Source organism: Pseudomonas sp. AN-B15 (assembly GCF_019056475.1).
Taxonomy (GTDB): Bacteria; Pseudomonadota; Gammaproteobacteria; order Pseudomonadales; family Pseudomonadaceae; genus Aquipseudomonas; species Aquipseudomonas parakoreensis.
Map to the genome: position 1 here is coordinate 3539356 of NZ_CP049737.1, position 23329 is coordinate 3562684.

The window sequence follows — 23329 nt, forward strand, 5'->3', positions numbered from 1 at the left end:
ACTGGTTTGCGGCGGATTCGTAAATTCTGTTTAAAGGTCTTCTCGCCCGCAACGGATTTTTCCCGCACCGGGCAACTGCCACCCTTGCAGCCCTTCTCAACCTGCAAGGTGCCCGTTATGACCACGCCCCACCGGCAACGCTCCCTACATCTTTTAAAAAACCTTGTGGCGACCGCCCTGCTGCTGCCGGCCCTCGCCTTCGCTCAGGAACGCCCGTGGCCGGACGGTTCGCAACTGGTGATCTCGGTGTCGATGCAGTTCGAAACCGGCGGTCAGCCTGAAGGCGCGGAAAGTCCGTTCTCCGGCACGCCGCTGCCCAAGGGTTATCCGGATCTGCCGGCGCAGACCTGGTTTGATTATGGCTACAAGGAAGGCTTGTGGCGGATGCTCGACCTGTGGGATCGCACCGGCATCAAGGTCACCTCGCATGTGGTCGGCGAAGCGGCGCTCAAGCACCCGGAACTGGCGAAAGCGATTGCTGCGCGCGGCCATGAACTGGCGGCCCATGGCATGCGTTGGGCCGATTCGTACAACATGAGTTACGACCAGGAAAAACAGTTCATCGGCGACGGTGTCAACGCGGTGAAAAAACTTACCGGCCAGCGCTCAGTGGGCTACAACGCCAACTGGCTGCGGCGCAGCCCCAATACGCTGAAGGTTCTGCAAGACCTGAATTTCACCTATCACATCGATGACGTCAGCCGCGACGAACCGTTCGTGACCATGGTCCGTGGACGCAAATTTGCCGTGGTGCCGTACACCCTGCGCAATAACGACATCGTGCTGATCGAGGGCCGGCATTTCTCCGCCGAGCAGTTCTATCAGCAACTGGTGCTGGAATTTGATCGCCTGTACGCCGAAGGCGCGAGCCAGCGACGGATGATGTCGGTGAGTCTGCACGACCGCATCGGCGGCACACCGGCGATGGTCGAGGCGATGGAGCGGTTCATTCGTTATGCGCAAGCGCATCCGAAGGTAAGTTTCATGCGCAAGGATCAGATCGCCCGGGTCGTCCTGACCGAGAAAAACCCGCTGATAGACAACGCGGAGGCGCCCTACAACCGGTAAGCCGCCGAAAACAGCCCTCTTCGCAGCATCTGGAGGGCTGCCAACTCGCGCAAACTCATCGTAAAAAGCCCTGTTGACTTTTGCGGAAAACCTCGCAACTATCCGCAACCATGTTGTACGACGACGTATAACAATAATAAAAACAACAAATGAAACAGGGAGCGTCACCGTGAGCACACTCGTCTGCAATTCCGTTCGCACGTCCCGTATTTCCATGCCCCGCCCGTATTCCACCCTGACTTTGATCGGCTGCAGCAGCCTCGCCCTGGTTTTGCCCATGAGCGCAGACGCCGAAGGCTTCCTCGAAGACAGCAAAGCCACGCTGAACCTGCGCAACGCCTACTTCAATCGCAACTTCGTCAACCCGAACTATCCGCAGGGCAAGGCTGAAGAGTGGACGCAGAACTTCATCCTCGATGCCAAATCCGGCTTCACCCAAGGCACGGTCGGTTTCGGTCTCGATGTGCTGGGGATGTATTCGCAAAAACTCGATGGCGGCAAAGGCACCGGCGGTACGCAACTGTTGCCGATCCACGATGATGGTCGCCCGGCAGACAATTTCGGGCGACTGGGTGTAGCGCTGAAGGCCAAGGTGTCGAAGACTGAATTGAAGGTTGGCGAATGGATGCCGGTGCTGCCGATTCTGCGCTCGGACGATGGCCGCTCCCTGCCGCAGACCTTTCGCGGTGGCCAGGTCACTTCCACCGAAATCAACGGCCTGACCCTCTACGGCGGGCAGTTCCGTGGCAACAGCCCACGCAACGATGCCAGCATGGAAGACATGTCGATGAACGGCCGCGGCGCCTTCACCTCCGACCGTTTCAACTTCGGTGGCGGCGAATACACCTTCAACGACAAGCGCACCCTGCTCGGCGTGTGGTATGCCGAACTCAGCGACATCTACCAGCAGCAGTATTTCAACCTCAGCCACAGTCAGCCGCTGGGCGACTGGACGCTGGGCGCCAACCTCGGTTTCTTCACCGGCAAGGAAGACGGCAGCGCCCTGGCCGGCGACCTCGATAACAAGACCGCGTTCGCCCTGCTTTCAGCCCGCTACGGCGGCAACACCTTCTACGTCGGTTTGCAAAAACTCAGCGGCGACGACGCCTGGATGCGGGTCAACGGCACCAGCGGCGGCACCCTGGCCAACGACAGCTACAACGCCAGTTATGACAACGCCAAAGAACGCTCCTGGCAGTTGCGACATGACTACAACTTCGTTGCCCTCGGCATTCCCGGCCTGACCCTGATGAACCGCTACATCAGCGGCGACAACGTGCACACCGGGACGATTACCGACGGCAAGGAATGGGGCCGCGAGTCGGAACTGGGGTACACCGTGCAAAGCGGACCGCTGAAAAACCTCAATGTGAGATGGCGCAACGCGACGATACGCCGGGACTTCAGCACCAATGAGTTCGATGAGAACCGGATTTTTATCAGCTATCCGATTTCATTGTTGTAACCAGATCTCTTTTTTACCCTGTGGGAGCGAGCCTGCTCGCGAAGGCGATTGGTCAGTCGATGCAAGAGTGCCTGGATCGGCCACATCGCTGGCCTGCCAGCGATGGCGGCGGCAGATTCACCATTGATGTTCATTGCCACAGCGCTTTCGCGAGCAGGCTCGCTCCCACAAGGAAATTGCAGTGCAACGAAGGCATCGCGGTGATTGAAAAGTAAATGATCCCCTTCCGTCATTTACACCAAAAGTCGCGTTGACAAGTTCCGGAAAGCCTACCGATACTTCAGCACAGTCATACGACAACCTACAACAAACCTAATAACAACGTGTAAGGGAGTGCCATGACGTCCACCTCTATTCCCCGTGCCCCGTTCAATCGTCTGCTGCTGACCGGCGCCGCCGGTGGCCTGGGCAAAGTCCTGCGCGAACGTATGCGCCCTTATGCCCATGTCTTGCGCCTGTCGGACATCACCGCTCTCGCCCCTGCCGTTGATGATCGCGAAGAAATCGTCCTCTGCGACCTTGCCGACAAACAGGCGGTGCACCAACTGGTCGAAGGCGTCGACGCGATCCTGCATTTCGGCGGTGTCTCCGTGGAGCGGCCCTTCGAAGAGATCCTCGGCGCCAACATCTGCGGCGTATTTCACATCTACGAAGCTGCACGCCGCCATGGTGTCAAGCGAGTGATCTTCGCCAGTTCCAACCACGTCATCGGCTTCTACAAACAGGACGAACCGCTCGACGCCAGCTGCGCCCGCCGCCCCGACGGCTACTACGGATTGTCCAAGTCCTACGGCGAAGACATGGCCAGTTTCTACTTTGATCGCTACGGCATCGAGACCGTCAGCATCCGCATCGGCTCCTCATTTCCCGAGCCGCAGAACCGCCGAATGATGCACACCTGGCTCAGCTTTGACGACCTCACCCAATTGCTCGAACGCGCGCTGTACACGCCCAACGTTGGCCATACCGTGATCTATGGCATGTCCGCCAACAAGGACGTCTGGTGGGACAACCGCTTCGCCAGCCACCTCGGTTTTGAAGCCAGGGACAGCTCCGAAGTGTTCCGCGAAAAAGTCGAAGCGCAACCCATGCCCGCCGCCGATGACCCGGCGCGGATCTATCAGGGTGGCGCGTTCGTCGCCGCCGGTCCCTTCGGCGACTGAACACCCTGACAACGACGCAAAGGAATGAGTATGCAAGCCGAATTGATCGTCGATGCTCGCAACGCCGTGGGTGAAAGCCCGGTTTGGGTGCCGCAGGAAAACGCGCTGTATTGGGTCGATATTCCCAACGGCGGGCTGCAACGCTGGAGCGCTGACACCGGCCATGTGCACGCCTGGAAAACCCCTGAAATGCTCGCCTGCATCGCCCGGCACAGCGGTGGCGGCTGGGTTGCCGGAATGGAGAGCGGCTTTTTTCATCTGCATCCGCACAGCGATGGCAGCCTCGACAGCGAACGACTCGCCACCGTCGAGCACAGCCGGGCAGACATGCGCCTCAACGATGGTCGCTGCGACCGCCAGGGCCGTTTCTGGGCCGGCAGCATGGTGCTGAACATGGGCCTGAACGCGCCTGCAGGCCGACTCTACCGCTACGGCGCCGTCTCATCAGGCGTGATCGAAGCGCAGCTCGACGGGTTCATCGTGCCGAACGGCCTCGGCTTCAGCCCCGACGGCAAGACGATGTACCTGTCGGACTCACATCCGCACGTGCAATTGATCTGGGCCTTCGATTACGACACCGAGACCGGCACGCCATCGAACCGCCGCGTTTTCGTCGACATGAACCACTTCCCCGGCCGACCGGATGGCGCTGCCGTGGATGCCGAAGGCTGCTACTGGATTTGCGCCAACGACGCCGGACTGATTCACCGATTTGCTCCGGACGGGCGCCTCGATTTCTCGCTGCAAGTGCCGGTGCAGAAACCGACGATGTGTGCCTTCGGCGGCAGCGACATGGACACGTTGTTTATCGCCTCGATTCGTCCCGGCGACGACCGCGATCCGCAATCCCTGGCCGGCGGCGTGTTCGCGTTGAAGCCCAACGTCAAAGGCCTTGCCGAACCCTTGTTCAACGATCTGCTTTAAACCCCTCTGCTGCACCGCTGCGCCTTGAACACAACAATAACAAGACTGGAGACTCACCCCCATGAACTTCAAACGCACCTTGCTGGCCGCCGCACTCCCACTGATGTTTACCTTCGCTGGCGCCGCCCAGGCCCTGCAACTCAAATTCGCTGACATCCACCCCGCCGGTTATCCAACGGTGGTGGCCGAAGAAAACATGGGCAAGACCCTGACCCGGGAAACCAACGGCGAGCTGACCTTCCAATACTTCCCCGGCGGCGTGCTGGGCTCTGAAAAGGAAGTCATCGAGCAGATGCAAGTCGGCGCGGTGCAGCTGTCTCGCGTCAGCCTGGGTATTGTCGGCCCCGTGGTCCCGGACGTTAACGTGTTCAACATGCCGTTCATCTTCCGCGACCATCAACACATGCGTAACGTCATCGATGGCCCGGTGGGCGACGAGATCCTCGACAAAATCACCCACTCCGAATTCGGCTTGGTGGCGCTGGCCTGGATGGACGGCGGCACGCGCAACGTCTACACCAAGAAACCGGTACGCAAGCTCGAAGACCTCAAGGGTATGAAGATTCGCGTGCAAGGCAACCCGATGTTCATCGACATGATGAATGCCATGGGCGGTAACGGTATCGCCATGGACACCGGGGAAATCTTCAGCGCCTTGCAGACCGGCGTGATCGACGGCGCGGAAAACAACCCGCCGACCCTGCTCGAACACAACCACTTCCAGAACGCCAAGTTCTATAACCTGACCGGTCACCTGATCCTGCCGGAGCCGATTGTGATGTCAAAAATCACCTGGGAAAAACTCACCCCGGAACAACAGGCGCTGGTCAAGACCGCCGCCAAGGCTGCCCAGGCTGAAGAACGCGTGCTGTGGGACAAGAAGTCCGCTGCCAGCGAAGAAAAACTCAAGGCCGCGGGCGTCGAGTTCATCCAGGTCGACAAGAAACCCTTCTACGACGCCACCGCGCCAGTGCGGGAAAAGTATGGCGCGGCGTACGCCGACCTGATCAAGAAAATCGAAGCCGTTCAGTAACGCCTCCCGCTCCGTACTCATTAACCAGGCCCGGCGCACCTGATGACTCAGGTGCGCCCGGTTACGGTGGAACCCGATGAAGAATCTGCTGCTGCGTATCAACGACAAGATCTACATGACGTGCATCTGGGTCGCCGGCCTTGCCGTCCTGGCGATTTCCCTGATGATTCCCTGGGGCGTGTTCGCCCGCTACGTCCTGGGCACCGGTTCGAGCTGGCCAGAGCCCACGGCGATCCTGCTGATGATGGTGTTTACCTTCATCGGCGCCGCCGCCAGTTACCGCGCCGGCGCACACATGGCCGTGGCCATGCTCACCGATCGCATGCCCCCACAACTGAGAGCGGCGGCGGCGATATTCTCGCAACTGCTCATGGCGTCGATCTGCATTTTCATGACCATCTGGGGCGCCAAGCTGTGCATGTCCACTTGGAATCAGTTCATGGCGGCCCTGCCCGATCTGCGGGTTGGCGTGACCTACTTGCCGATTCCCGTGGGCGGCTTGCTGACGCTGGTTTTCGTTCTGGAAAAGCTCTTGCTCGGTGACCAGAGCAAACGGCGTGTCGTGCAGTTCGATCTGGTTGAAGAAAGCGAAGGTGCCGCTTAATGGACGCTCTGATTCTGCTGGGCAGTTTTATCGTATTGATCCTGATCGGCATGCCAGTCGCCTACGCGCTGGGCGCCGCCGCACTGATCGGTGCATGGTGGATCGACATCCCGTTCCAGGCGGTGATGATTCAGGTCGCGTCGGGGGTGAACAAATTCTCGCTGCTGGCCATTCCGTTCTTCGTTCTGGCCGGTGCGATCATGGCCGAGGGCGGCATGTCCCGCCGGCTGGTGGCATGTGCCGGAGTGCTGGTGGGTTTCGTGCGCGGTGGTCTGTCGCTGGTCAACATCGTCGCCTCGACCTTCTTCGGCGCGATCTCCGGTTCCTCGGTGGCCGACACCGCGTCGGTGGGTTCAGTGCTGATTCCGGAAATGGAACGCAAGGGCTATCCTCGGGAATTCTCCACCGCGGTGACCGTCAGCGGCTCGGTGCAAGCCCTGCTCACGCCGCCAAGCCATAACTCGGTGCTCTATTCTCTGGCTGCCGGTGGTACGGTTTCGATTGCCTCGCTGTTCATGGCCGGCATCGTGCCGGGCTTGATGATGAGCGCCTGCCTGATGGTGCTGTGCCTGATCTTCGCGAAAAAGCGCAACTACCCCAAGGGTGAAGTGATCCCGATGCGCCAGGCGCTGAAAATCGTCGGCGAAGCACTCTGGGGCATGATGGCGATGGTGATCATCCTCGGCGGCATCCTCTCGGGGATCTTCACCGCCACGGAATCGGCGGCGATTGCCGTGCTGTGGTCATTCTTCGTGACCATGTTCATCTACCGCGATTACAAGTGGAGCGAACTGCCGAAACTGATGCACCGCACCGTGCGGACGATTTCGATCGTGATGATCCTGATCGGTTTCGCCGCAAGCTTCGGCTACATCATGACCCTGATGCAGATACCGGCGAAGATCACCACGCTGTTCCTGACCCTGTCGGACAACCGCTACGTGATCCTGATGTGCATCAACGTCATGCTGCTGTTGCTCGGCACGGTGATGGACATGGCGCCGCTGATCCTGATCCTCACGCCGATTCTGATGCCGGTGATTCTCGGCATCGGTGTCGACCCGGTGCAATTCGGCATGATCATGCTGGTCAACCTCGGGATCGGGCTGATAACACCGCCGGTGGGCGCGGTGCTGTTTGTCGGTTCGGCGGTGGGCAAGGTCAGTATCGAGCGCACCGTGAAAGCGCTGCTGCCGTTCTATGCCGTGCTGTTTCTGGTGTTGATGCTGGTCACTTACATCCCCGCCATTTCCCTGTGGCTACCGCACTTGGTGTTGTAACAGCCTGAAAGATCGCAGCCTCGTTTCACTCGACAGCTCCTACATGGGAATGCGATTCCTGCAGGAGCTGCCGAAGGCTGCGATCTTTTGATCTGCCAACATTCAGGCACGCAACAACATATACCCCGCCACCACCAGACACACGCTGGCAAACCCCACCTGCAACGTCCGCGCCGGGACCCGCGCACAAAGCTTGCGCCCGATGATCATGCCGACGATGCTGGCGACGATAAACGCCGCGCCCTGTGCGTCAATCCGCACGCCTGCGTGAAACGATCCGATCACGCCAATCGCCGAAATCAGGCTGATCACCATCAGCGACGTCGCCACGATCCCGCGCATCTGCACATCGGTCAGTTGCTTGAACGCCGGCACGATCAGGAACCCTCCGCCGACGCCGAGCAAGCCCGAAACCACGCCGGTCACCGCGCCCAATACCGCAAGAGTCGCGGTGCATTTGGCGGTCCAGTCGAAGCGCCCGGTCTGTTCATTGAGCATGCAGTTCTTCTGCCCCCAGCTCGCGTGGCCGTGGTCGCTCGGTCCCACTTGCGCACGCTCGCGGCGCAACATGCGCCAGGCGACCATGACCATCAGCAGGCTGAAGAGGATCATCAGAACCTGCTCCGGCAACTGATGCGCGAAATAGATCCCCAGCGGCGAAAACACCGCGCCAAGCGCCGCAATTAGCAGTGCCGCGCGATAGCGCACCAGGCCATGACGCAAACCGTCGATGGCACCGACGGCTGCCGCACTGCCCACCGCGAACAGCGCCACGGGCGCGGCCTGAGTCATGCTCCAGCCGAGGCCAAGCACCAGCGCCGGCACCGCGAGAATCCCGCCGCCCGCCCCGGTCAGCCCGAGAATCAGCCCCATCAACACGCCAAACAGACTTGCCAGCAACATAGGGAGTTCTCAGTCGACTTTGGACAAACCGGTCAGCCACTCGCGGCCCTTGAGCATGCCGTTCCAGTAGAACCACGGCAGCAGCGTCGCCTTGAGAAACCACGCCGAGCGGCGCGGCACGGTCGCATCAAGGGCGAAGGTCGGCAGCAACTTCCCGCCGTAACCGAACTCGGCGAGGATCACCTTGCCCTTCTCCACCGTCAGCGGGCAGGAACCATAGCCGTCGTACTTCAGTGGCAACGGCTGCCGCTTGCGCAGCGCCAGAAGGTTTTCGGCGACGACCACGACCTGCTTGCGCACGGCGGCAGCGGTTTTTGCGTTAGGGGTGCCGCAGATGTCACCGAGACCAAACACTTCGGGGTAACGCGGATGTTGCAGGCTGTGCGGATTGACTTCGCACCAGCCGGCGGCGTCGGCCAGCGGGCTCTGGGCGATGAAGTCCGGCGCGACTTGCGGCGGCACGACATGCAGCAGGTCAAAGGTTTTCGCCTGTGTGGTGACGTTGCCGTCAGCGTCCTTGATCTCGAACCAGGCGGTTTTCGCCGGGCCGTCGACCCTGACCAGATTGCTGTTGAAGGCCAGTTGCGCGTTGTACTTCTCGATGTACTTCATCAGCGGCGGGACGAAGGTCGCGACACCGAAGAGTGCGGCACCGGCGAGGTTGAACTCGACGTTAACGTTATTCAGCACAGCGGTCTTGCGCCAGTGATCGCACGACAGGTACAACGCCTTCTGCGGCGCGCCAGCGCATTTGATCGGCATCGCCGGCTGAGTAAACAGCGCCTTGCCGCCGCGCAGTTTCTGCACCTGATCCCAGGTGTACTGCGCATGCTGATAGCTGTAGTTGGACGTCACGCCATGCTGGCCGAGGCTTTCCTGCAGGCCTTCGATTTTCTCCCAGGCCAGACGCAGGCCGGGGCAGACGATCAGGTTCTGGTAGCTGACGCGGCGTTGATCGTTGAGCGTGAGGTGACGTGTGTCGGGATCCACCGCTGTCACCGCCGCCTGAATCCAGGTGGCCTGACGCGGCATCACTTTGCTCATCGGCCGCACGGTGTCCTTGACGTCATAGGCGCCACCGCCGACCAGCGTCCACGCCGGTTGGTAGTAGTGGTGGGCGCTCGGCTCGATCACGGTGATGTTCAGAGTGGGATCACGCTTGAGCAGACTGGCGACAAAACCGATGCCGGCGGTGCCGCCGCCGATGACCACGATGTCTGCACTGATGGATGGGCCCCAGTGTTGATCGTTCATTGCTTGTTCCTTATTGCTGCACGCAAGGATTTTTTCGAATCAAACCACGAAACCTGTGGGAGCTGGCTTGCCAGCGATAGGGACTTGTCAACCGCTATTGATGGCGACTGACACTCCGCCATCGCTGGCAAGCCAGCTCCCACAGGTTTTGTATTGTGTTGGCTGACATTTATGGGTGGCCCCAGCTCTTGAGCACCGCCCCGCAATACAACCCGGACAGGGTCTTCATCACCTGAATCACTTCAGGGCTGGCCAGGCCGTAAAAGATGTATTTGCCTTCACGGCGGGTCGCCACCAAGCCTTCATCGCGCAGGATGCCCAGTTGCTGGGACAGCGTCGGCTGGCGCACACCGGTCATTTTTTCCAGCTCGCCGACGTTGCGTTCGCCCTGAGTCAGCTGGCACAGGATCAACAGACGGTCCTCATTGGCCAACGCCTTGAGCAGCGCGCAGGCCTTGGAGGCGGAGGCCCGCAATTGGGCGACTTCACATTCGGTCAGACTGGATTGCATTTGCATGATGCCTTCAACGTCACTTAAGCTGCGAACATTATGTTTTTAGATAAAGTGTTGCAACCCATTTCCCTGATTCAGGTTGGTGTCCATGCCCGCGCAGATTGAAGCTTTCCTCGACCCCGCCTCTTCGACCTACAGCTATGTGGTCTATGAAGCCGATGGCGGGCAATGTGCAATCGTCGATCCGGTCCTCGATTACGACGGCGCCGCCGGTCGCACCAGCACCGTACAGGCCGACAGAATCATCGCCTTCGTTCGTGACCACCGCCTGCAAGTGCAATGGCTGCTGGAAACCCACGCCCACGCCGACCACCTGTCCGCCGCGCCGTACCTGCGCCGCGAACTGGGCGGCAAGATCGCCATCGGTCAGTCGATCAGCAAAGTGCAGAATGTGTTCAAGGCGCTGTTCAATCTGGAGCCGGAGTTCTGCGTCGACGGCTCGCAGTTCGATCACCTGTTCGCGCCGAACGAGTCGTTCAGGATCGGCAATCTCAAAGCCACCGCCCTGCACGTCCCCGGCCACACCCCGGCGGACATGGCCTACCTGATCGACGGCGAGCAGATCCTGGTCGGCGACACGCTGTTCATGCCCGATGTCGGTACCGCCCGCTGCGACTTCCCCGGCGGCGACGCGCATCAGCTGTTCAACTCGATCCACAAACTGCTGGCCTTCCCCGCCAGCGTCAAACTCTACGTCTGCCACGACTACCCGCCCGAAGGCCGCGCCGCGCAGTGCCAGACCACCGTCGGTGAGCAGCGTCTGAGCAATATTCATGTACATGACGGGATCGACGAGGCGGCGTTTGTCGAGATGCGCACCCAGCGCGATGCGGGGTTGGGCATGCCGACGCTGTTGCTGCCGGCGATTCAGGTGAATGTGCGGGCGGGGAATTTTCCGGCGGCCGAGGACAATGGTGTGGTTTACCTGAAGGTGCCGATCAATAAGCTCTAAAAGCAAAAGATCGCGGCCTGCGGCAGCTCCTACAGGGACATGGTTTGTGCGTGCCCTGCGTAGGAGCTGCCGAAGGCTGCGATCTTTTGATCTTCAAGAACCCAGCGTCAACCCATTCGCCGGCAACGGCAACGCGGTCTTGTAGCGCACCTGCTTCAAGGCAAAACTCGACCGGATGTTCGCCACCCCCGGCACCTTGGTCAGAAAGTCCATCATGAAGCGTTCAAGCGCCTGAATCGTCGGCACCAGCACCCGGATCAGATAGTCCGGGTCGCCGGCCATCAGGTAGCACTCCATCACCTCGGGGCGGTCGGAAATCGCCTCTTCGAAATGCTGCAACGCCTCCTCGACCTGCTTCTCCAGACTGACGTGGATGAACACGTTCACGTGCAGCCCCAGCAGATCGGCATCCAGCAGCGTCACCTGCTCGCGAATCAGGCCTAATTCCTCCATTGCCTTGACCCGGTTGAAACACGGCGTCGGCGACAGGTTCACCGAGCGTGCGAGGTCGGCATTGGTGATGCGCGCATTCTCCTGAAGGCTGTTGAGAATGCCGATGTCGGTACGGTCCAGTTTGCGCATGAGACAAAACCACCTGTTTTTTATGTTTATGCAGAATTTCTATCTGCAAATCGTCTCCAACGCAACGAAACAGAGAGAAATATTCTTCTTGGCCGGGCCTATGATTGTTGTAGGACAAGATTTCTTTCACCCAAGAATGATTGCCAGCTCACTACAAGAAATTCACAAGATCGAGCGTAGAAGCCATGACCCAAGCGTATGAACCGCTGCGTCTGCACGTCCCTGAACCCTCGGGCCGCCCAGGCTGCAAAACCGACTTCTCCTACCTGCATCTGACCGATGCCGGCACGGTGCGCAAACCTTCCATTGACGTCGAACCTGCCGACACCGCCGACCTGGCGCGTGGCCTGATTCGGGTGCTCGACGATCAGGGCAACGCCCTCGGTCCCTGGGCTGAAAATGTGCCAGTCGACATCCTGCGCAAGGGCATGCGCGCCATGCTCAAGACGCGGATCTACGACAACCGCATGGTGGTCGCCCAGCGCCAGAAAAAAATGTCGTTCTACATGCAAAGCCTTGGCGAAGAAGCCATCGGCAGCGCCCAGGCTCTGGCCTTGAACATCGACGACATGTGCTTCCCGACGTACCGCCAGCAAAGCATCCTGATGGCCCGCGAAGTGCCGCTGGTCGACCTGATCTGCCAGCTGCTGTCCAACGAGCGCGATCCGCTCAAGGGTCGGCAGTTGCCAATCATGTACTCGGTCAAGGACGCCGGCTTTTTCACCATCTCCGGCAACCTCGCCACTCAGTTCATTCAAGCCGTCGGCTGGGGCATGGCCTCGGCAATCAAGGGCGACACCAAAATCGCCTCGGCGTGGATCGGTGACGGTGCCACCGCCGAATCGGACTTCCACACCGCCCTCACCTTCGCCCACGTTTACCGCGCGCCAGTGATTCTCAACGTGGTCAACAACCAATGGGCAATCTCGACCTTCCAGGCCATCGCCGGAGGTGAAGCCACCACTTTCGCCGGACGCGGCGTCGGTTGCGGCATCGCCTCGTTGCGCGTCGATGGCAACGACTTCTACGCAGTCTACGCCGCCTCCGCCTGGGCGGCTGAACGCGCCCGGCGCAACCTCGGCCCGACCATGATCGAGTGGGTCACCTACCGCGCCGGCCCGCACTCGACTTCCGACGATCCGTCGAAATACCGTCCTGCTGACGACTGGAGCCACTTCCCGCTGGGCGACCCGATTGCCCGCCTGAAGCAGCACCTGATCAAGGTTGGCCACTGGTCGGAAGAAGAGCACGCCGCCGTCAGCGCCGAACTCGAAGCCGAGGTGATTGCCGCGCAGAAACAGGCCGAACAGTACGGCACCCTCGCCGGCGGGCAGATTCCAAGCGCCGCGACCATGTTCGAAGACGTCTACAAAGAGATGCCGGAGCACTTGAAGCGCCAGCGTCAGCAGTTGGGGATCTGACATGAACGATCACAACAACAATATTCAGTTGGAAACCGCCATGACCACGACCACCATGACCATGATCCAGGCCCTGCGCTCGGCCATGGATGTGATGCTTGAGCGTGACGACAATGTGGTGGTGTTCGGGCAGGACGTCGGCTACTTCGGCGGCGTGTTCCGTTGCACCGAAGGCCTGCAGACCAAGTACGGCACCTCGCGGGTATTCGACGCACCGATCTCCGAAAGCGGCATCGTCGGTGTGGCGGTGGGCATGGGCGCCTACGGCTTGCGTCCTGTCGCCGAAATCCAGTTTGCCGACTACGTGTACCCGGCGTCTGACCAGATCATTTCCGAAGCCGCCCGTCTGCGTTATCGCTCGGCCGGCGAGTTCACCGCGCCGATGACCCTGCGCATGCCCTGCGGCGGCGGCATCTACGGCGGTCAGACCCACAGCCAGAGCATCGAGGCGATGTTCACTCAGGTGTGCGGCCTGCGCACCGTGATGCCGTCCAATCCGTATGACGCCAAGGGCCTGCTGATCGCCTCGATCGAAAACGATGACCCGGTGATCTTCCTCGAGCCAAAACGCCTGTACAACGGCCCGTTCGACGGCCACCACGACCGCCCGGTAACCCCGTGGTCGAAACACCCGCAAGCTCAGGTGCCGGACGGTTACTACACCGTACCGCTGGACGTCGCCGCGATCACCCGTCCAGGCAAGGACGTGACCGTGCTGACCTACGGCACCACCGTGTATGTTTCGCAAGTGGCTGCCGAAGAATCCGGCGTGGATGCCGAAGTCATCGACTTGCGCAGCCTGTGGCCGCTGGACCTGGACACCATCGTCAAATCGGTGAAAAAAACCGGGCGTTGCGTGGTGGTGCACGAAGCCACCCGCACCTGCGGTTTCGGCGCCGAGCTGGTAGCGCTGGTGCAAGAGCATTGCTTCCATCACCTGGAAGCGCCGATCGAACGCGTCACCGGTTGGGACACGCCCTACCCGCACGCGCAAGAGTGGGCGTATTTCCCAGGGCCGTCCCGAGTGGGCGCGGCGTTGAAACGGGTCATGGAGGTCTGAATGGGCACGCACGTTATCAAGATGCCGGACATCGGCGAAGGCATCGCAGAAGTAGAGCTGTCGCAGTGGCACGTCAAGGTCGGTGATCTGGTCGTTGAAGACCAGGTGCTGGCGGACGTGATGACCGACAAGGCAATGGTCGATATTCCCTCGCCGGTCCACGGCAAGGTGATTGCCCTCGGCGGTCAGCCGGGGGAAGTGATGGCGGTCGGCAGTGTGCTGATCAGCATCGAAGTGGAAGGTGCCGGAAACCTGAAAGAGTCCGCCGCGCCAGCACCGGTTGCTGCGAAAGAGCCGCCTGCTGCGCCGAAAGTTGAAACGGTTGCCGAGAGTAAACCTGCCGCCGCTGCCGCACCGCGTCCGGCGCCAGTGTGCCAGGGCCCGATGGTTGCCCGCGAAGCCGATGAACGTCCGCTGGCCTCGCCGGCCGTGCGCAAACATGCGCTGGATCTGGGCATTCAATTGCGTCTGGTCCGCGGCACTGGCCCGGCCGGTCGCGTGTTGCACGAAGACCTCGAAGCCTATCTGGCGCAGGGGCAGTCGAACGCTTCGGCACCGGTCGCCGCTTACGCCCAGCGCAACGACGAAGAACAGATTCAGGTGATCGGCATGCGCCGCAAGATCGCCCAGCGCATGCAGGACGCCACCCAGCGTGCCGCGCACTTCAGCTACGTCGAGGAAATCGACGTCACCGCCATCGAAGAACTGCGCGCGCATCTGAATGAGAAACACGGCGCCAGCCGGGGCAAGTTGACCTTGCTGCCGTTCCTGGTGCGCGCGTTGGTCGTGGCCCTGCGCGACTTTCCGCAGATGAACGCCCGTTACGACGACGAAGCCCAGGTCATCACCCGCCTTGGCGCGGTGCATGTCGGCGTCGCCACCCAAAGCGATGTCGGCCTGATGGTGCCGGTGGTGCGTCACGCCGAGGCGCGCAGCCTGTGGGACAGCGCCGCAGAAATCTCGCGTCTGGCCAATGCCGCCCGCAATGGCAAGGCCAGCCGCGACGAGTTGTCCGGCTCGACCATCACCCTGACCAGCCTCGGCGCCCTTGGCGGCATCGTCAGCACGCCGGTGCTGAACCTGCCGGAAGTGGCGATCGTCGGCGTGAATAAAATCGTCGAACGGCCGATGGTCGTCAAAGGCCAGGTGGTGATCCGCAAGATGATGAACCTCTCCAGCTCCTTCGATCACCGCGTGGTCGACGGCATGGACGCGGCGCTCTTCATCCAGGCCATTCGTGGTCTGCTCGAACAACCCGCGACCCTGTTTGTGGAGTGACGCCATGCAAACCTTGAACACCACGCTGCTGATCATTGGCGGCGGCCCCGGCGGCTACGTCACGGCGATTCGCGCCGGGCAACTGGGCATCTCGACGATTCTGGTCGAAGGCCAATCGCTCGGCGGCACCTGCTTGAACATCGGCTGCATTCCGTCGAAAGCGCTGATTCATGTAGCCGAGCAGTTTCACCAGACTCAACACCACAACCAGCATTCGGCACTGGGCATCAGCGTTTCCGCGCCGACCCTCGACATCACTAAAAGCGTCGAGTGGAAGGACGGCATCGTTGATCGCCTGACCACCGGCGTCGCCGCGCTGCTGAAAAAGAACAAGGTCCAGGTCATCCATGGCTGGGCCAAAGTCATCGACGGCAAAACCGTGGAAGTCGGCGACACGCGGATCCAGTGCGAACATCTGGTGCTGGCCACCGGTTCGACCAGCGTCAACCTGCCGATTTTGCCGATTGGCGGGCCGATCATCTCCTCCACCGAAGCGCTGGCACCGAAAGCGGTGCCCAAACGTCTGGTGGTGGTCGGCGGCGGTTACATCGGTCTGGAGCTGGGCATTGCTTACCGCAAGCTCGGCGCCGAAGTCAGCGTGGTCGAGGCGCAGGATCGGATCCTGCCGGCCTATGACGCCGAGCTGACGCAACCGGTGCACGAAGCGCTGAAGCAACTGGGCGTGAAGCTCTATCTCAAGCACAGCGTGCTGGGTTTCGACGGCACTCTGCAGGTGCGTGACCCGAACGGCGACACCCTCAATCTGGAAACCGATCAGGTGCTGGTGGCCGTCGGTCGCAAGCCGAATACGCAGGGCTGGAACCTCGAAGCGCTTAATCTGGACATGAACGGCTCGGCGATCAAGATCGACAACCGCTGCCAGACCAGCATGCGCAACGTCTACGCCATCGGCGACCTGAGCGGCGAACCGATGCTCGCGCATCGCGCCATGGCCCAGGGCGAAATGGTTGCCGAACTGATCAGCGGCAAGCACCGCGAATTCAATCCGACCGCCATTGCCGCCGTGTGCTTCACCGACCCGGAACTGGTGGTGGTCGGCCAGACCCCGGACGAGGCCAAGGCTGCCGGGCTGGACTGCATCGTTTCCAGCTTCCCGTTCGCCGCCAATGGCCGGGCGATGACCCTGGAATCGAAAAGCGGCTTCGTGCGCGTAGTCGCGCGTCGCGACAATCATGTGATTGTCGGCTGGCAGGCGGTCGGAGCAGGTGTTTCCGAATTGTCGACGGCGTTTGCGCAAAGCCTGGAAATGGGCGCGCGCCTGGAGGACATCGGCGGCACCATCCATGCGCATCCGACCCTGGGTGAAGCGGTGCAGGAAGCGGCGTTGCGGGCTTTGGGGCATGCGTTGCACCTTTAAAGATCAAAAGATCGCAGCCTGCGGCAGCTCCTACGGGGGGTTGCCGATTCTGTAGGAGCTGCCGCAGGCTGCGATCTTTTCAGCGATGGACAAGGATTTTTCATAAGCAGGCTAATAAATCTGCTTTTCCCCCCATCGTCCGGGCTGCGAAACCGCTCCAGAATGAAGTATTGTTGTGCCCATCCAAAAAAACGTCAGAAGCCTTGAACCGTTTCGACGGTTGTTCAGTGATAGAGGGTGTCATGGGTAACGAAAGCATCAATTGGGACAAGCTGGGTTTTGACTACATCAAGACCGACAAACGCTATCTGTCGTACTTTCGCAATGGCGAGTGGGACAAAGGCACCCTGACCGAAGACAACGTGCTGCACATCAGCGAAGGCTCGACGGCCCTTCATTATGGCCAGCAGTGCTTCGAAGGCCTGAAGGCTTATCGTTGCAAGGACGGCTCGATCAACCTGTTCCGTCCCGACCAGAACGCCGCGCGCATGCAGCGCAGCTGCGCCCGCCTGCTGATGCCGCACGTATCGACCGAGCAGTTCATCGAAGCGTGCAAAGAAGTGGTTCGCGCCAACGAGCGCTTCATCCCGCCATACGGCACCGGCGGCGCGCTGTACCTGCGTCCGTTCGTGATCGGCGTGGGTGACAACATCGGCGTGCGCACCGCGCCAGAGTTCATCTTCTCGGTGTTCGCGATCCCGGTCGGCGCCTACTTCAAGGGCGGCCTGACCCCGCACAATTTCCAGATCTCCAGCTTCGACCGCGCTGCCCCACAAGGCACCGGTGCGGCCAAGGTCGGTGGCAACTACGCCGCCAGCCTGATGCCGGGCTCCCAGGCCAAGAAGGCGCACTTCGCTGACGCCATCTACCTGGATCCGCTGACCCACAAGAAAATCGAGGAAGTCGGTTCGGCCAACTTCTTCGGGATCACCCACGACAACAAGTTCGTCACCCCGAACTCGCCCTCCGTACTGCCAGGCATCACCCGCCTGTCGCTGATCGAACTGGCGAAAACCCGTCTGGGCCTGGAAGTGGTGGAAGGCGACGTGCTGATCGACAAGCTGTCGGACTTCAAGGAAGCCGGCGCCTGCGGTACCGCTGCGGTGATCACCCCGATCGGCGGCATCAGCTACAACGACCACCTGCACGTGTTCCACAGCGAAACCGAAGTCGGCCCGGTCACCCAGAAGCTCTACAAAGAGCTGACTGGCGTGCAGACCGGCGACATCGAAGCGCCAGCGGGCTGGATCGTCAAGGTTTGATCTGACGGCTGCAGATGCACAAAAGCCCCCCATCGAGTGATCAATGGGGGGCTTTTTATTGGAAGCAAGATCAAAAGATCGCAGCCTGCGGCAGCTCCTACACAGATCTCCTGTAGGAGCTGCCGCAGGCTGCGATCTTTTGATTTTCTATTTCAGCGCAATCCGCTTCCCGCCTCGCGCAGCGATCCCGCTGGCCTGACCATTCTGTTGCTTGCCCGTGCGCGCCTGGGTAATCAATCCGGGAATCAACTCCCCTTCCGGCAGATTCTTCCAGAAACGCACCGGCAAGTGCCCTTGCATGACCTTCTCGTTCAACCGCGCCGGGTTGAAGATGTGGCTGTAGTACGTCAGCCACAACTCGCCGTGCGGGTCATCGACGTTCTGCGCCAGTTGCTGCCATTCCAGCGGGCATTGGCGTTGATGGATCAATTGCTCGCCATCGTAATAAACCCCGTCACGCGGCGTGGCGATCAACCAGCGATGCCGGCCCATGCGCCCGATGAAATGCTCGCTGGCGCTGTGCAGGATGTCGTGGGCCGGCTCGTGCCATGCGACGTATTGCGGGCCCGGCTGATCCTGCGGGCGTTCGATGAAACGCACGAACGCATGCAAATGGTGGGCTTCCCGCTGTACCTGCTTGATCCGCCGCTGCAACTCGCTGCCGAGTTTATCGCCGGCCATCATCGCCGTGCGGTCGCCGTGGCTGACCCGCCACAGCACTTCATACAACAGACTCCAGCGCTGGTCGCCCCGGTAGCGTGCGGCTTGCTCCAGGGTATCAAGCAATGCGCGAGGGATGCGCGCCTGAAACGGCCCCTGCCCCTCCGGCACATGTACGTCACTGGCAAACAGATCGCTCACCCCTTCCGACGCCCAACTCACCAGACTCGGGTCGACTTCATGGCTGAGCAGCCAGCGCGCCTGCTGACGCCAGGTGTCGAACAGGTCATCGCAATCGAGATTGATCATCCCCACAATCCCATCTGTTGCGGCTGCGGCCGGTCGCGCAGTTGCTGATAGAGCATGTGGCTGGTGACTTCAGCCTGCTGCGGGTGGTAGTCGCTGGTGATGATGAATGGCTTGGCCTTGGCCAGCACACAGCGCATGCGCGCCACGTCTTCGTAGCGAATGCGCCGTTGCTGGCGCAATTGCACCAGACGCTCGGTGGTACGCAGGCCAATGCCCGGGATGCGCGCGATCAGCGACGGCTCGGCGCGGTTCAGGTCCAGCGGAAACACTTCGCGATTCTGCAGCGCCCAAGCCAGTTTGGGGTCGATGTCCAGCGCCAGATTACCCGGGCCCTTGAGCAACTCATCAGCGTTGTAGCCGTAGCTGCGCAAGAGGAAATCGGCCTGATACAGACGGTGTTCGCGCATCAGCGGTGGCGCGGCCAGCGGCACGCTTTTCGGACTGTCGGGAATCGGACTGAAGGCCGAGTAGTAGACGCGGCGCAAGCGGTAGTTGCCATACAGCGACTGAGCGCTGTGCAAGATCGTGCTGTCGTCGGTGTCATCGGCGCCGACGATCATTTGCGTGCTCTGCCCGGCGGGAGCGAATTTCGCCGAACGCGGTTCGTTGAGCACCGTTTGCACGCCGGTGTAAATGGTGCTCATCGCCTGCTTGATCGAACCGATCTGTTTCTCCGGCGCCAGGGTTTGCAGGCTGGCATCGGTGGGCAATTCGATATTGACGCTGAGGCGATCGGCATAACGCCCGGCCTCCTCGATCAATGCCGGATCGGCCTCGGGAATGGTCTTGAGGTGAATGTAGCCGCGAAACTCATGCTGTTCGCGCAACAGCTTCGCCACGCGTACCAGTTGTTCCATGGTGTAGTCCGCCGAGCGGATGATCCCGGAACTGAGAAACAGCCCGCTGACACAGTTGCGCCGGTAGAAATCCAGGGTCAGCGTCACCACTTCCTCGGGGGTGAAGCGTGCACGCGGCACATCGCTGGAGCGACGGTTGACGCAGTATTGGCAGTCGTAGAGGCAGAAATTGGTCAGGAGAATCTTCAGCAACGACACGCAACGACCGTCCGGCGTATAGCTGTGGCAGATGCCCATGCCGTCGGTCGAACCCAACCCGCTCTTGCCCTCGGAGCTGCGCTTGGGCGCACCGCTGCTGGCGCAGGAGGCGTCGTACTTGGCGGCGTCGGCGAGAATGCTGAGCTTGTCGATGATTTGCATGGCGAAGACCCTGTACTGGTTATGCGTACAGTATCGAGTCTGTCGGATTGGCACAAGATGCAAAACCGGATCAAAGGATCGCAGCCTGCGGCAGCTCCTACAGGGACTGGGGCAGGGCCGAGAATTATCGGGTGTACGCGATTACTGTAGGAGCTGCCGCAGGCTGCGATCTTTTGACCTTCGCGTCTAACGGCAACTCAAGACCAAACCGCGTACCCATTGCCTTGCGCCCCGCCACGGTCAGTGCCAACGCCCGACTGTCAAGATCCTGCGTCACCCACTTGCGTTTCAACGCCATCTGCAACAACGCCGCGCCCAACGAACCGCCCAGATGCGGCCGACGCATGCTCCCGTCCAGGCACGGGCAAGCGAACTTGCGGCGCAAGGTACTCAAGTCCTGCACCTCAATACCCAAGCCCACGAACAGCGCCTCGCCACTCTCGCTCAAGCGATAAGCCCGCTCGTCGGTTTCCACCAGCCATCCCGCCGCGAGCAAACGGTCATGCAGCAACACCGCCAGCGTGCCAGCCATATGGTCATAGCAGGTGCGCGCGAATTGCAGACGATCTGGAGTGTGCGGCTTGAAGCTCGGCGCGGCGTTCTGGCCGATCACCATCAACGCTTCCAGCGCCTGCGCCACCCGTTGATCGGCGAGGCTGTAATAACGATGGCGGCCCTGCACGTGCAGGCGCACCAGCGACAGATCCTTGAGTTTGGCCAGGTGCGCGCTGGCGGTAGAGGCGCTGACCTCGGCAACGGCGGCCAATTCAGTGCTGGTGCGGGCGTGGCCGTCCATCAGCGAGCAGAGGATTTTGGTGCGTGCCGGTTCGGCGATGGCGGCTGCCACCTGCGAAACGCCGATGTCTTGATGTTCTGCGTGCATATTTCGTTCCCCGACGAATCGTCCTCGCTGCGAACTGAAGATACTCGCATCACTTTCCCGACGACAAGGCTGTGCACCATGGACCCGATCATCGCTGCGACGCATGCCGATCCCTACCCTTACTACGCCAAACTGCGCGCCGAGGGCGGACTGACCTTTGATCATGGCTTGAAACTGTGGGTCGCCAGCAGCGCCCGAGCGGTGCGTGCGGTGCTGACGCATGCCGATTGCCGGGTGCGGCCGCTGCAGGAACCGGTGCCCAAGGCGATTGCGTCGGGGCTGGCTGGCAAGGTGTTCGGACAGTTGATGCGGATGAACGATGGCGAGCGTCAGCGCTGCCCACGCTCTGCGGTGGAACCGGCGCTGCAGTTGATCGATGACGATCAGGTACGCGCATTGGTGGCAGCACGGCTGATGACAGCGGACGCGGACGGCTTATATAAGGCGATGTTTCGCGGCCCGGTGTGTGTGGTCGCGACGCTGCTCGGCTTCACCCCGACGCAAGGTCGGGCGATCAGTGAGCTGACGGCGGATTTCGTCGCCTGCCTGTCGCCGCTGAGCAATGACCTGCAACTGGCGGCGGCGCATGCGGCGGCTGAGCAATTGCGCGGTTACTTCATCGAGTTGCTGGCTGAAGCCAACAGCGATTTGCTCCAGGCGATCGAGCAGCGATTCGCGGGGGACAAAGAAACCCTGATCGCCAACCTGATCGGACTCTGCTCGCAGACATTTGAGGCGACAGCCGGGCTGATCGGCAATGCACTGATTGCGTTACGGCGTGAACCTGAGTTGCGCGATGCCTCTGTGGACGCACTGTTGGCCGAGGTTCAGCGCTTTGATCCGCCGGTGCAGAACACTCGGCGCTTTGTCGCACAGGCTTGCGAAATCGATGGCGTGCGGCTCGAGGCTGGCGAGGTGATTCTGGTGCTGCTGGCCTCGGCCAACCGCGATCCTTTGTTAAATGCAGAGCCCGAGCGGTTTCTGCTGGATCGACCTGACCGGCGCAGTTTCAGCTTTGGCAGTGGCCGGCATCAGTGTCCAGGGCAGACGCTGGCGCTGAGCATTGCCGCTGCGACTGTCAGAGAAATCCTTGATCAGGGCGTGAATCTGCAACAACTGACGTGGCATTACCGCCCATCGCTCAATGGGCGGATTCCACTGTTCAGCGCAGTGCAGCCTTAAGCGCTGCGCAACTCGATGGTCAGGTGCGACAGTTCATGCACCGGCGCCAGCCGTTCGCGAATCACCTCCGCCGTCACGCCCGCCGCCGCGACCGCACTGACAATCGCCGCCCGCGCCTGCGGGCCGACCTGCCAGACATGCAGATCGCTGATGCGCACATCGTCGGAGGTTTCCAGCAACTCGCGGATCTCCGCCGCCACCGGCTCGTCGGTGGTGTCGAGCAGCACCGCGGCGCTGTCGCGCATCAGGTTGTAAGCCCATTTCGCGATGACAATCGAACCGACAATCCCCATCGCCGGGTCCAGCCATACCCAACCGAGATAACGCCCGGCCAGCAACGCGGCAATCGCCAGCACCGAGGTCAGGGCATCGGCCAGCACATGGACGTAGGCCGAGCGCAGATTGTTGTCGTGATGGTGATGATGATCATGACCGTGGTCATGCTGATGGCCGTGGTCATGGCCGTGATGGCCCATCAACAGGAAGGCGCTGAGGACGTTTACGCCCAAGCCGACAATCGCAATAACAGTGGCTTCGCCAAACGCCACGGTGGTCGGTTCGAACAAACGAAAAATCGACTCGCCGGCAATGCCCAGCGACACCAGCCCCAGCACCATCGCCGAAGCGAATCCGGCCAGATCGCCGACTTTGCCGGTGCCGAAACTGTAGCGGCGGTTGTTGGCATTGCGCCGGGCAAAACCATAGGCTGCCGCGGCGATACCCAACGCGCCGGCATGGGTCGCCATGTGGAAACCATCGGCCAGCAGGGCCATGGAGCCGGTGATGTAGCCGGCGGCAATCTCGCCGATCATCATCACCAACGTCAGCGCCACCACCCACAAAGTGCGGCGGGCATTTTCGTCGTGAGATGCGCCGAGAAACTGGTGATCGTGGCTAAAACGCTCAGCGCTTGGGGTCAGGCTCATGATGCGGATGC

22 protein-coding genes are annotated in these 23329 nt (G+C 61.0%); 14 read left to right on the plus strand and 8 right to left on the minus strand.

What is annotated here, in order from left to right; genetic code table 11:
* Positions 1-117 precede the first annotated feature (117 nt).
* From GTQ41_RS15665 to GTQ41_RS15695, 7 genes are all read left to right on the plus strand, one after another.
* Positions 118-1068, plus strand: coding sequence for a polysaccharide deacetylase family protein (locus tag GTQ41_RS15665; protein WP_047293611.1), 951 nt, complete (start codon positions 118-120; stop codon positions 1066-1068).
* A gap of 169 nt (positions 1069-1237) precedes the next feature.
* On the plus strand, positions 1238-2533 hold the full coding sequence (locus GTQ41_RS15670) for an OprD family porin (RefSeq protein WP_047293609.1): 1296 nt from the start codon (positions 1238-1240) through the stop codon (positions 2531-2533).
* Between the two features lie 338 nt (positions 2534-2871).
* Entirely contained in the window at positions 2872-3696 is an 825-nt protein-coding gene (locus tag GTQ41_RS15675) for an NAD(P)-dependent oxidoreductase (protein WP_047293607.1), read from the plus strand.
* A gap of 30 nt (positions 3697-3726) precedes the next feature.
* The gene (locus tag GTQ41_RS15680; protein WP_047293605.1) at positions 3727-4620 is read left to right on the plus strand and encodes an SMP-30/gluconolactonase/LRE family protein; all 894 of its coding nucleotides are present in this window, start codon (positions 3727-3729) and stop codon (positions 4618-4620) included.
* 61 nt (positions 4621-4681) lie between these two features.
* Positions 4682-5653 (plus strand): TRAP transporter substrate-binding protein, encoded by a 972-nt coding sequence (locus GTQ41_RS15685; RefSeq protein WP_217325305.1) that lies wholly within the window; start codon positions 4682-4684, stop codon positions 5651-5653.
* Between the two features lie 76 nt (positions 5654-5729).
* The gene (locus GTQ41_RS15690) at positions 5730-6257 is read left to right on the plus strand and encodes a TRAP transporter small permease (RefSeq protein WP_047293601.1); all 528 of its coding nucleotides are present in this window, start codon (positions 5730-5732) and stop codon (positions 6255-6257) included.
* Positions 6257-7537 carry a TRAP transporter large permease gene (locus tag GTQ41_RS15695; protein WP_047293599.1) on the plus strand — a complete coding sequence of 427 codons (1281 nt, stop codon included), beginning with the start codon at positions 6257-6259 and terminating at the stop codon, positions 7535-7537. The genes GTQ41_RS15690 and GTQ41_RS15695 overlap by 1 nt, the downstream gene beginning before the upstream one ends.
* A gap of 102 nt (positions 7538-7639) precedes the next feature.
* Here the strand turns inward: GTQ41_RS15695 and GTQ41_RS15700 are convergent, their stop codons facing one another.
* The 3 genes from GTQ41_RS15700 to GTQ41_RS15710 form a co-directional block, all read right to left on the minus strand.
* Positions 7640-8440 (minus strand): sulfite exporter TauE/SafE family protein, encoded by an 801-nt coding sequence (locus GTQ41_RS15700; RefSeq protein ID WP_047293598.1) that lies wholly within the window; start codon positions 8438-8440, stop codon positions 7640-7642.
* 9 nt (positions 8441-8449) lie between these two features.
* Positions 8450-9694 (minus strand): FAD/NAD(P)-binding oxidoreductase, encoded by a 1245-nt coding sequence (locus GTQ41_RS15705; protein ID WP_047293596.1) that lies wholly within the window; start codon positions 9692-9694, stop codon positions 8450-8452.
* 169 nt (positions 9695-9863) lie between these two features.
* Positions 9864-10205 (minus strand): helix-turn-helix transcriptional regulator, encoded by a 342-nt coding sequence (locus GTQ41_RS15710; RefSeq protein WP_003224002.1) that lies wholly within the window; start codon positions 10203-10205, stop codon positions 9864-9866.
* A gap of 91 nt (positions 10206-10296) precedes the next feature.
* Between GTQ41_RS15710 and GTQ41_RS15715 the strand changes: the two genes are divergently transcribed.
* The gene (locus GTQ41_RS15715; RefSeq protein WP_047293595.1) at positions 10297-11160 is read left to right on the plus strand and encodes an MBL fold metallo-hydrolase; all 864 of its coding nucleotides are present in this window, start codon (positions 10297-10299) and stop codon (positions 11158-11160) included.
* 93 nt (positions 11161-11253) lie between these two features.
* On the opposite strand, the gene bkdR is transcribed toward GTQ41_RS15715, so the two are convergent.
* Positions 11254-11742 carry a Bkd operon transcriptional regulator BkdR gene (gene bkdR / locus GTQ41_RS15720; RefSeq protein WP_027613216.1) on the minus strand — a complete coding sequence of 163 codons (489 nt, stop codon included), beginning with the start codon at positions 11740-11742 and terminating at the stop codon, positions 11254-11256.
* 185 nt (positions 11743-11927) lie between these two features.
* On the opposite strand from bkdR, the gene GTQ41_RS15725 reads away from it, so the two are divergent.
* The 5 genes from GTQ41_RS15725 to GTQ41_RS15745 all read left to right on the plus strand — a co-directional run bounded on the left by GTQ41_RS15725 (position 11928) and on the right by GTQ41_RS15745 (position 18141).
* Positions 11928-13163: a 3-methyl-2-oxobutanoate dehydrogenase (2-methylpropanoyl-transferring) subunit alpha gene (locus GTQ41_RS15725; protein WP_041073337.1), complete on the plus strand. Its 1236-nt coding sequence runs from the start codon at positions 11928-11930 to the stop codon at positions 13161-13163.
* Position 13164: 1 nt separating this feature from the next.
* Positions 13165-14223, plus strand: a complete 1059-nt coding sequence (locus GTQ41_RS15730) for an alpha-ketoacid dehydrogenase subunit beta (protein ID WP_041073339.1) — start codon at positions 13165-13167, stop codon at positions 14221-14223.
* Positions 14224-15501: a dihydrolipoamide acetyltransferase family protein gene (locus tag GTQ41_RS15735; protein ID WP_047293593.1), complete on the plus strand. Its 1278-nt coding sequence runs from the start codon at positions 14224-14226 to the stop codon at positions 15499-15501.
* A gap of 4 nt (positions 15502-15505) precedes the next feature.
* The gene (gene lpdA, locus GTQ41_RS15740) at positions 15506-16879 is read left to right on the plus strand and encodes a dihydrolipoyl dehydrogenase (RefSeq protein ID WP_047293592.1); all 1374 of its coding nucleotides are present in this window, start codon (positions 15506-15508) and stop codon (positions 16877-16879) included.
* Between the two features lie 242 nt (positions 16880-17121).
* Entirely contained in the window at positions 17122-18141 is a 1020-nt protein-coding gene (locus tag GTQ41_RS15745) for a branched-chain amino acid aminotransferase (protein ID WP_047293591.1), read from the plus strand.
* 147 nt (positions 18142-18288) lie between these two features.
* On the opposite strand, the gene GTQ41_RS15750 is transcribed toward GTQ41_RS15745, so the two are convergent.
* From GTQ41_RS15750 to GTQ41_RS15760, 3 genes are all read right to left on the minus strand, one after another.
* Entirely contained in the window at positions 18289-19110 is an 822-nt protein-coding gene (locus GTQ41_RS15750) for a TIGR03915 family putative DNA repair protein (RefSeq protein ID WP_047293589.1), read from the minus strand.
* On the minus strand, positions 19107-20327 hold the full coding sequence (locus GTQ41_RS15755) for a putative DNA modification/repair radical SAM protein (RefSeq protein WP_047293587.1): 1221 nt from the start codon (positions 20325-20327) through the stop codon (positions 19107-19109). Before GTQ41_RS15755 ends, GTQ41_RS15750 begins: the two co-directional genes overlap by 4 nt.
* Before the next feature lie 124 nt (positions 20328-20451).
* Entirely contained in the window at positions 20452-21210 is a 759-nt protein-coding gene (locus GTQ41_RS15760; protein WP_047293585.1) for a helix-turn-helix transcriptional regulator, read from the minus strand.
* A 78-nt stretch (positions 21211-21288) separates the two neighbouring features.
* Here GTQ41_RS15760 and GTQ41_RS15765 point away from each other — a divergent pair, with 78 nt between their 5' ends.
* Entirely contained in the window at positions 21289-22392 is a 1104-nt protein-coding gene (locus tag GTQ41_RS15765) for a cytochrome P450 (protein ID WP_047293583.1), read from the plus strand.
* Here the strand turns inward: GTQ41_RS15765 and dmeF are convergent.
* Complete coding sequence (dmeF, locus tag GTQ41_RS15770; protein WP_047293581.1) at positions 22389-23318, minus strand: CDF family Co(II)/Ni(II) efflux transporter DmeF; 930 nt, start codon at positions 23316-23318, stop codon at positions 22389-22391. The two genes, GTQ41_RS15765 and dmeF, sit on opposite strands and share 4 nt — an antisense overlap.
* Between the last annotated feature and the right edge of the window lie 11 nt (positions 23319-23329).

Bases quoted from the DNA above. Each gene is read 5' to 3' on its own strand.
- GTQ41_RS15665 (WP_047293611.1), top strand. From the start codon at position 118: ATGACCACGCCCCACCGGCAACGCTCCCTACATCTTTTAAAAAACCTT.
- GTQ41_RS15675 (WP_047293607.1), top strand. From the start codon at position 2,872: ATGACGTCCACCTCTATTCCCCGTGCCCCGTTCAATCGTCTGCTGCTG.
- GTQ41_RS15680 (WP_047293605.1), top strand. From the start codon at position 3,727: ATGCAAGCCGAATTGATCGTCGATGCTCGCAACGCCGTGGGTGAAAGC.
- GTQ41_RS15685 (WP_217325305.1), top strand. From the start codon at position 4,682: ATGAACTTCAAACGCACCTTGCTGGCCGCCGCACTCCCACTGATGTTT.
- GTQ41_RS15690 (WP_047293601.1), top strand. From the start codon at position 5,730: ATGAAGAATCTGCTGCTGCGTATCAACGACAAGATCTACATGACGTGC.
- GTQ41_RS15695 (WP_047293599.1), top strand. From the start codon at position 6,257: ATGGACGCTCTGATTCTGCTGGGCAGTTTTATCGTATTGATCCTGATC.
- GTQ41_RS15700 (WP_047293598.1), bottom strand. From the start codon at position 8,440: ATGTTGCTGGCAAGTCTGTTTGGCGTGTTGATGGGGCTGATTCTCGGG.
- GTQ41_RS15705 (WP_047293596.1), bottom strand. From the start codon at position 9,694: ATGAACGATCAACACTGGGGCCCATCCATCAGTGCAGACATCGTGGTC.
- GTQ41_RS15710 (WP_003224002.1), bottom strand. From the start codon at position 10,205: ATGCAATCCAGTCTGACCGAATGTGAAGTCGCCCAATTGCGGGCCTCC.
- GTQ41_RS15715 (WP_047293595.1), top strand. From the start codon at position 10,297: ATGCCCGCGCAGATTGAAGCTTTCCTCGACCCCGCCTCTTCGACCTAC.
- bkdR (WP_027613216.1), bottom strand. From the start codon at position 11,742: ATGCGCAAACTGGACCGTACCGACATCGGCATTCTCAACAGCCTTCAG.
- GTQ41_RS15725 (WP_041073337.1), top strand. From the start codon at position 11,928: ATGACCCAAGCGTATGAACCGCTGCGTCTGCACGTCCCTGAACCCTCG.
- GTQ41_RS15730 (WP_041073339.1), top strand. From the start codon at position 13,165: ATGAACGATCACAACAACAATATTCAGTTGGAAACCGCCATGACCACG.
- GTQ41_RS15735 (WP_047293593.1), top strand. From the start codon at position 14,224: ATGGGCACGCACGTTATCAAGATGCCGGACATCGGCGAAGGCATCGCA.
- lpdA (WP_047293592.1), top strand. From the start codon at position 15,506: ATGCAAACCTTGAACACCACGCTGCTGATCATTGGCGGCGGCCCCGGC.
- GTQ41_RS15745 (WP_047293591.1), top strand. From the start codon at position 17,122: ATGGGTAACGAAAGCATCAATTGGGACAAGCTGGGTTTTGACTACATC.
- GTQ41_RS15750 (WP_047293589.1), bottom strand. From the start codon at position 19,110: ATGATCAATCTCGATTGCGATGACCTGTTCGACACCTGGCGTCAGCAG.
- GTQ41_RS15755 (WP_047293587.1), bottom strand. From the start codon at position 20,327: ATGCAAATCATCGACAAGCTCAGCATTCTCGCCGACGCCGCCAAGTAC.
- GTQ41_RS15760 (WP_047293585.1), bottom strand. From the start codon at position 21,210: ATGCACGCAGAACATCAAGACATCGGCGTTTCGCAGGTGGCAGCCGCC.
- GTQ41_RS15765 (WP_047293583.1), top strand. From the start codon at position 21,289: ATGGACCCGATCATCGCTGCGACGCATGCCGATCCCTACCCTTACTAC.
- dmeF (WP_047293581.1), bottom strand. From the start codon at position 23,318: ATGAGCCTGACCCCAAGCGCTGAGCGTTTTAGCCACGATCACCAGTTT.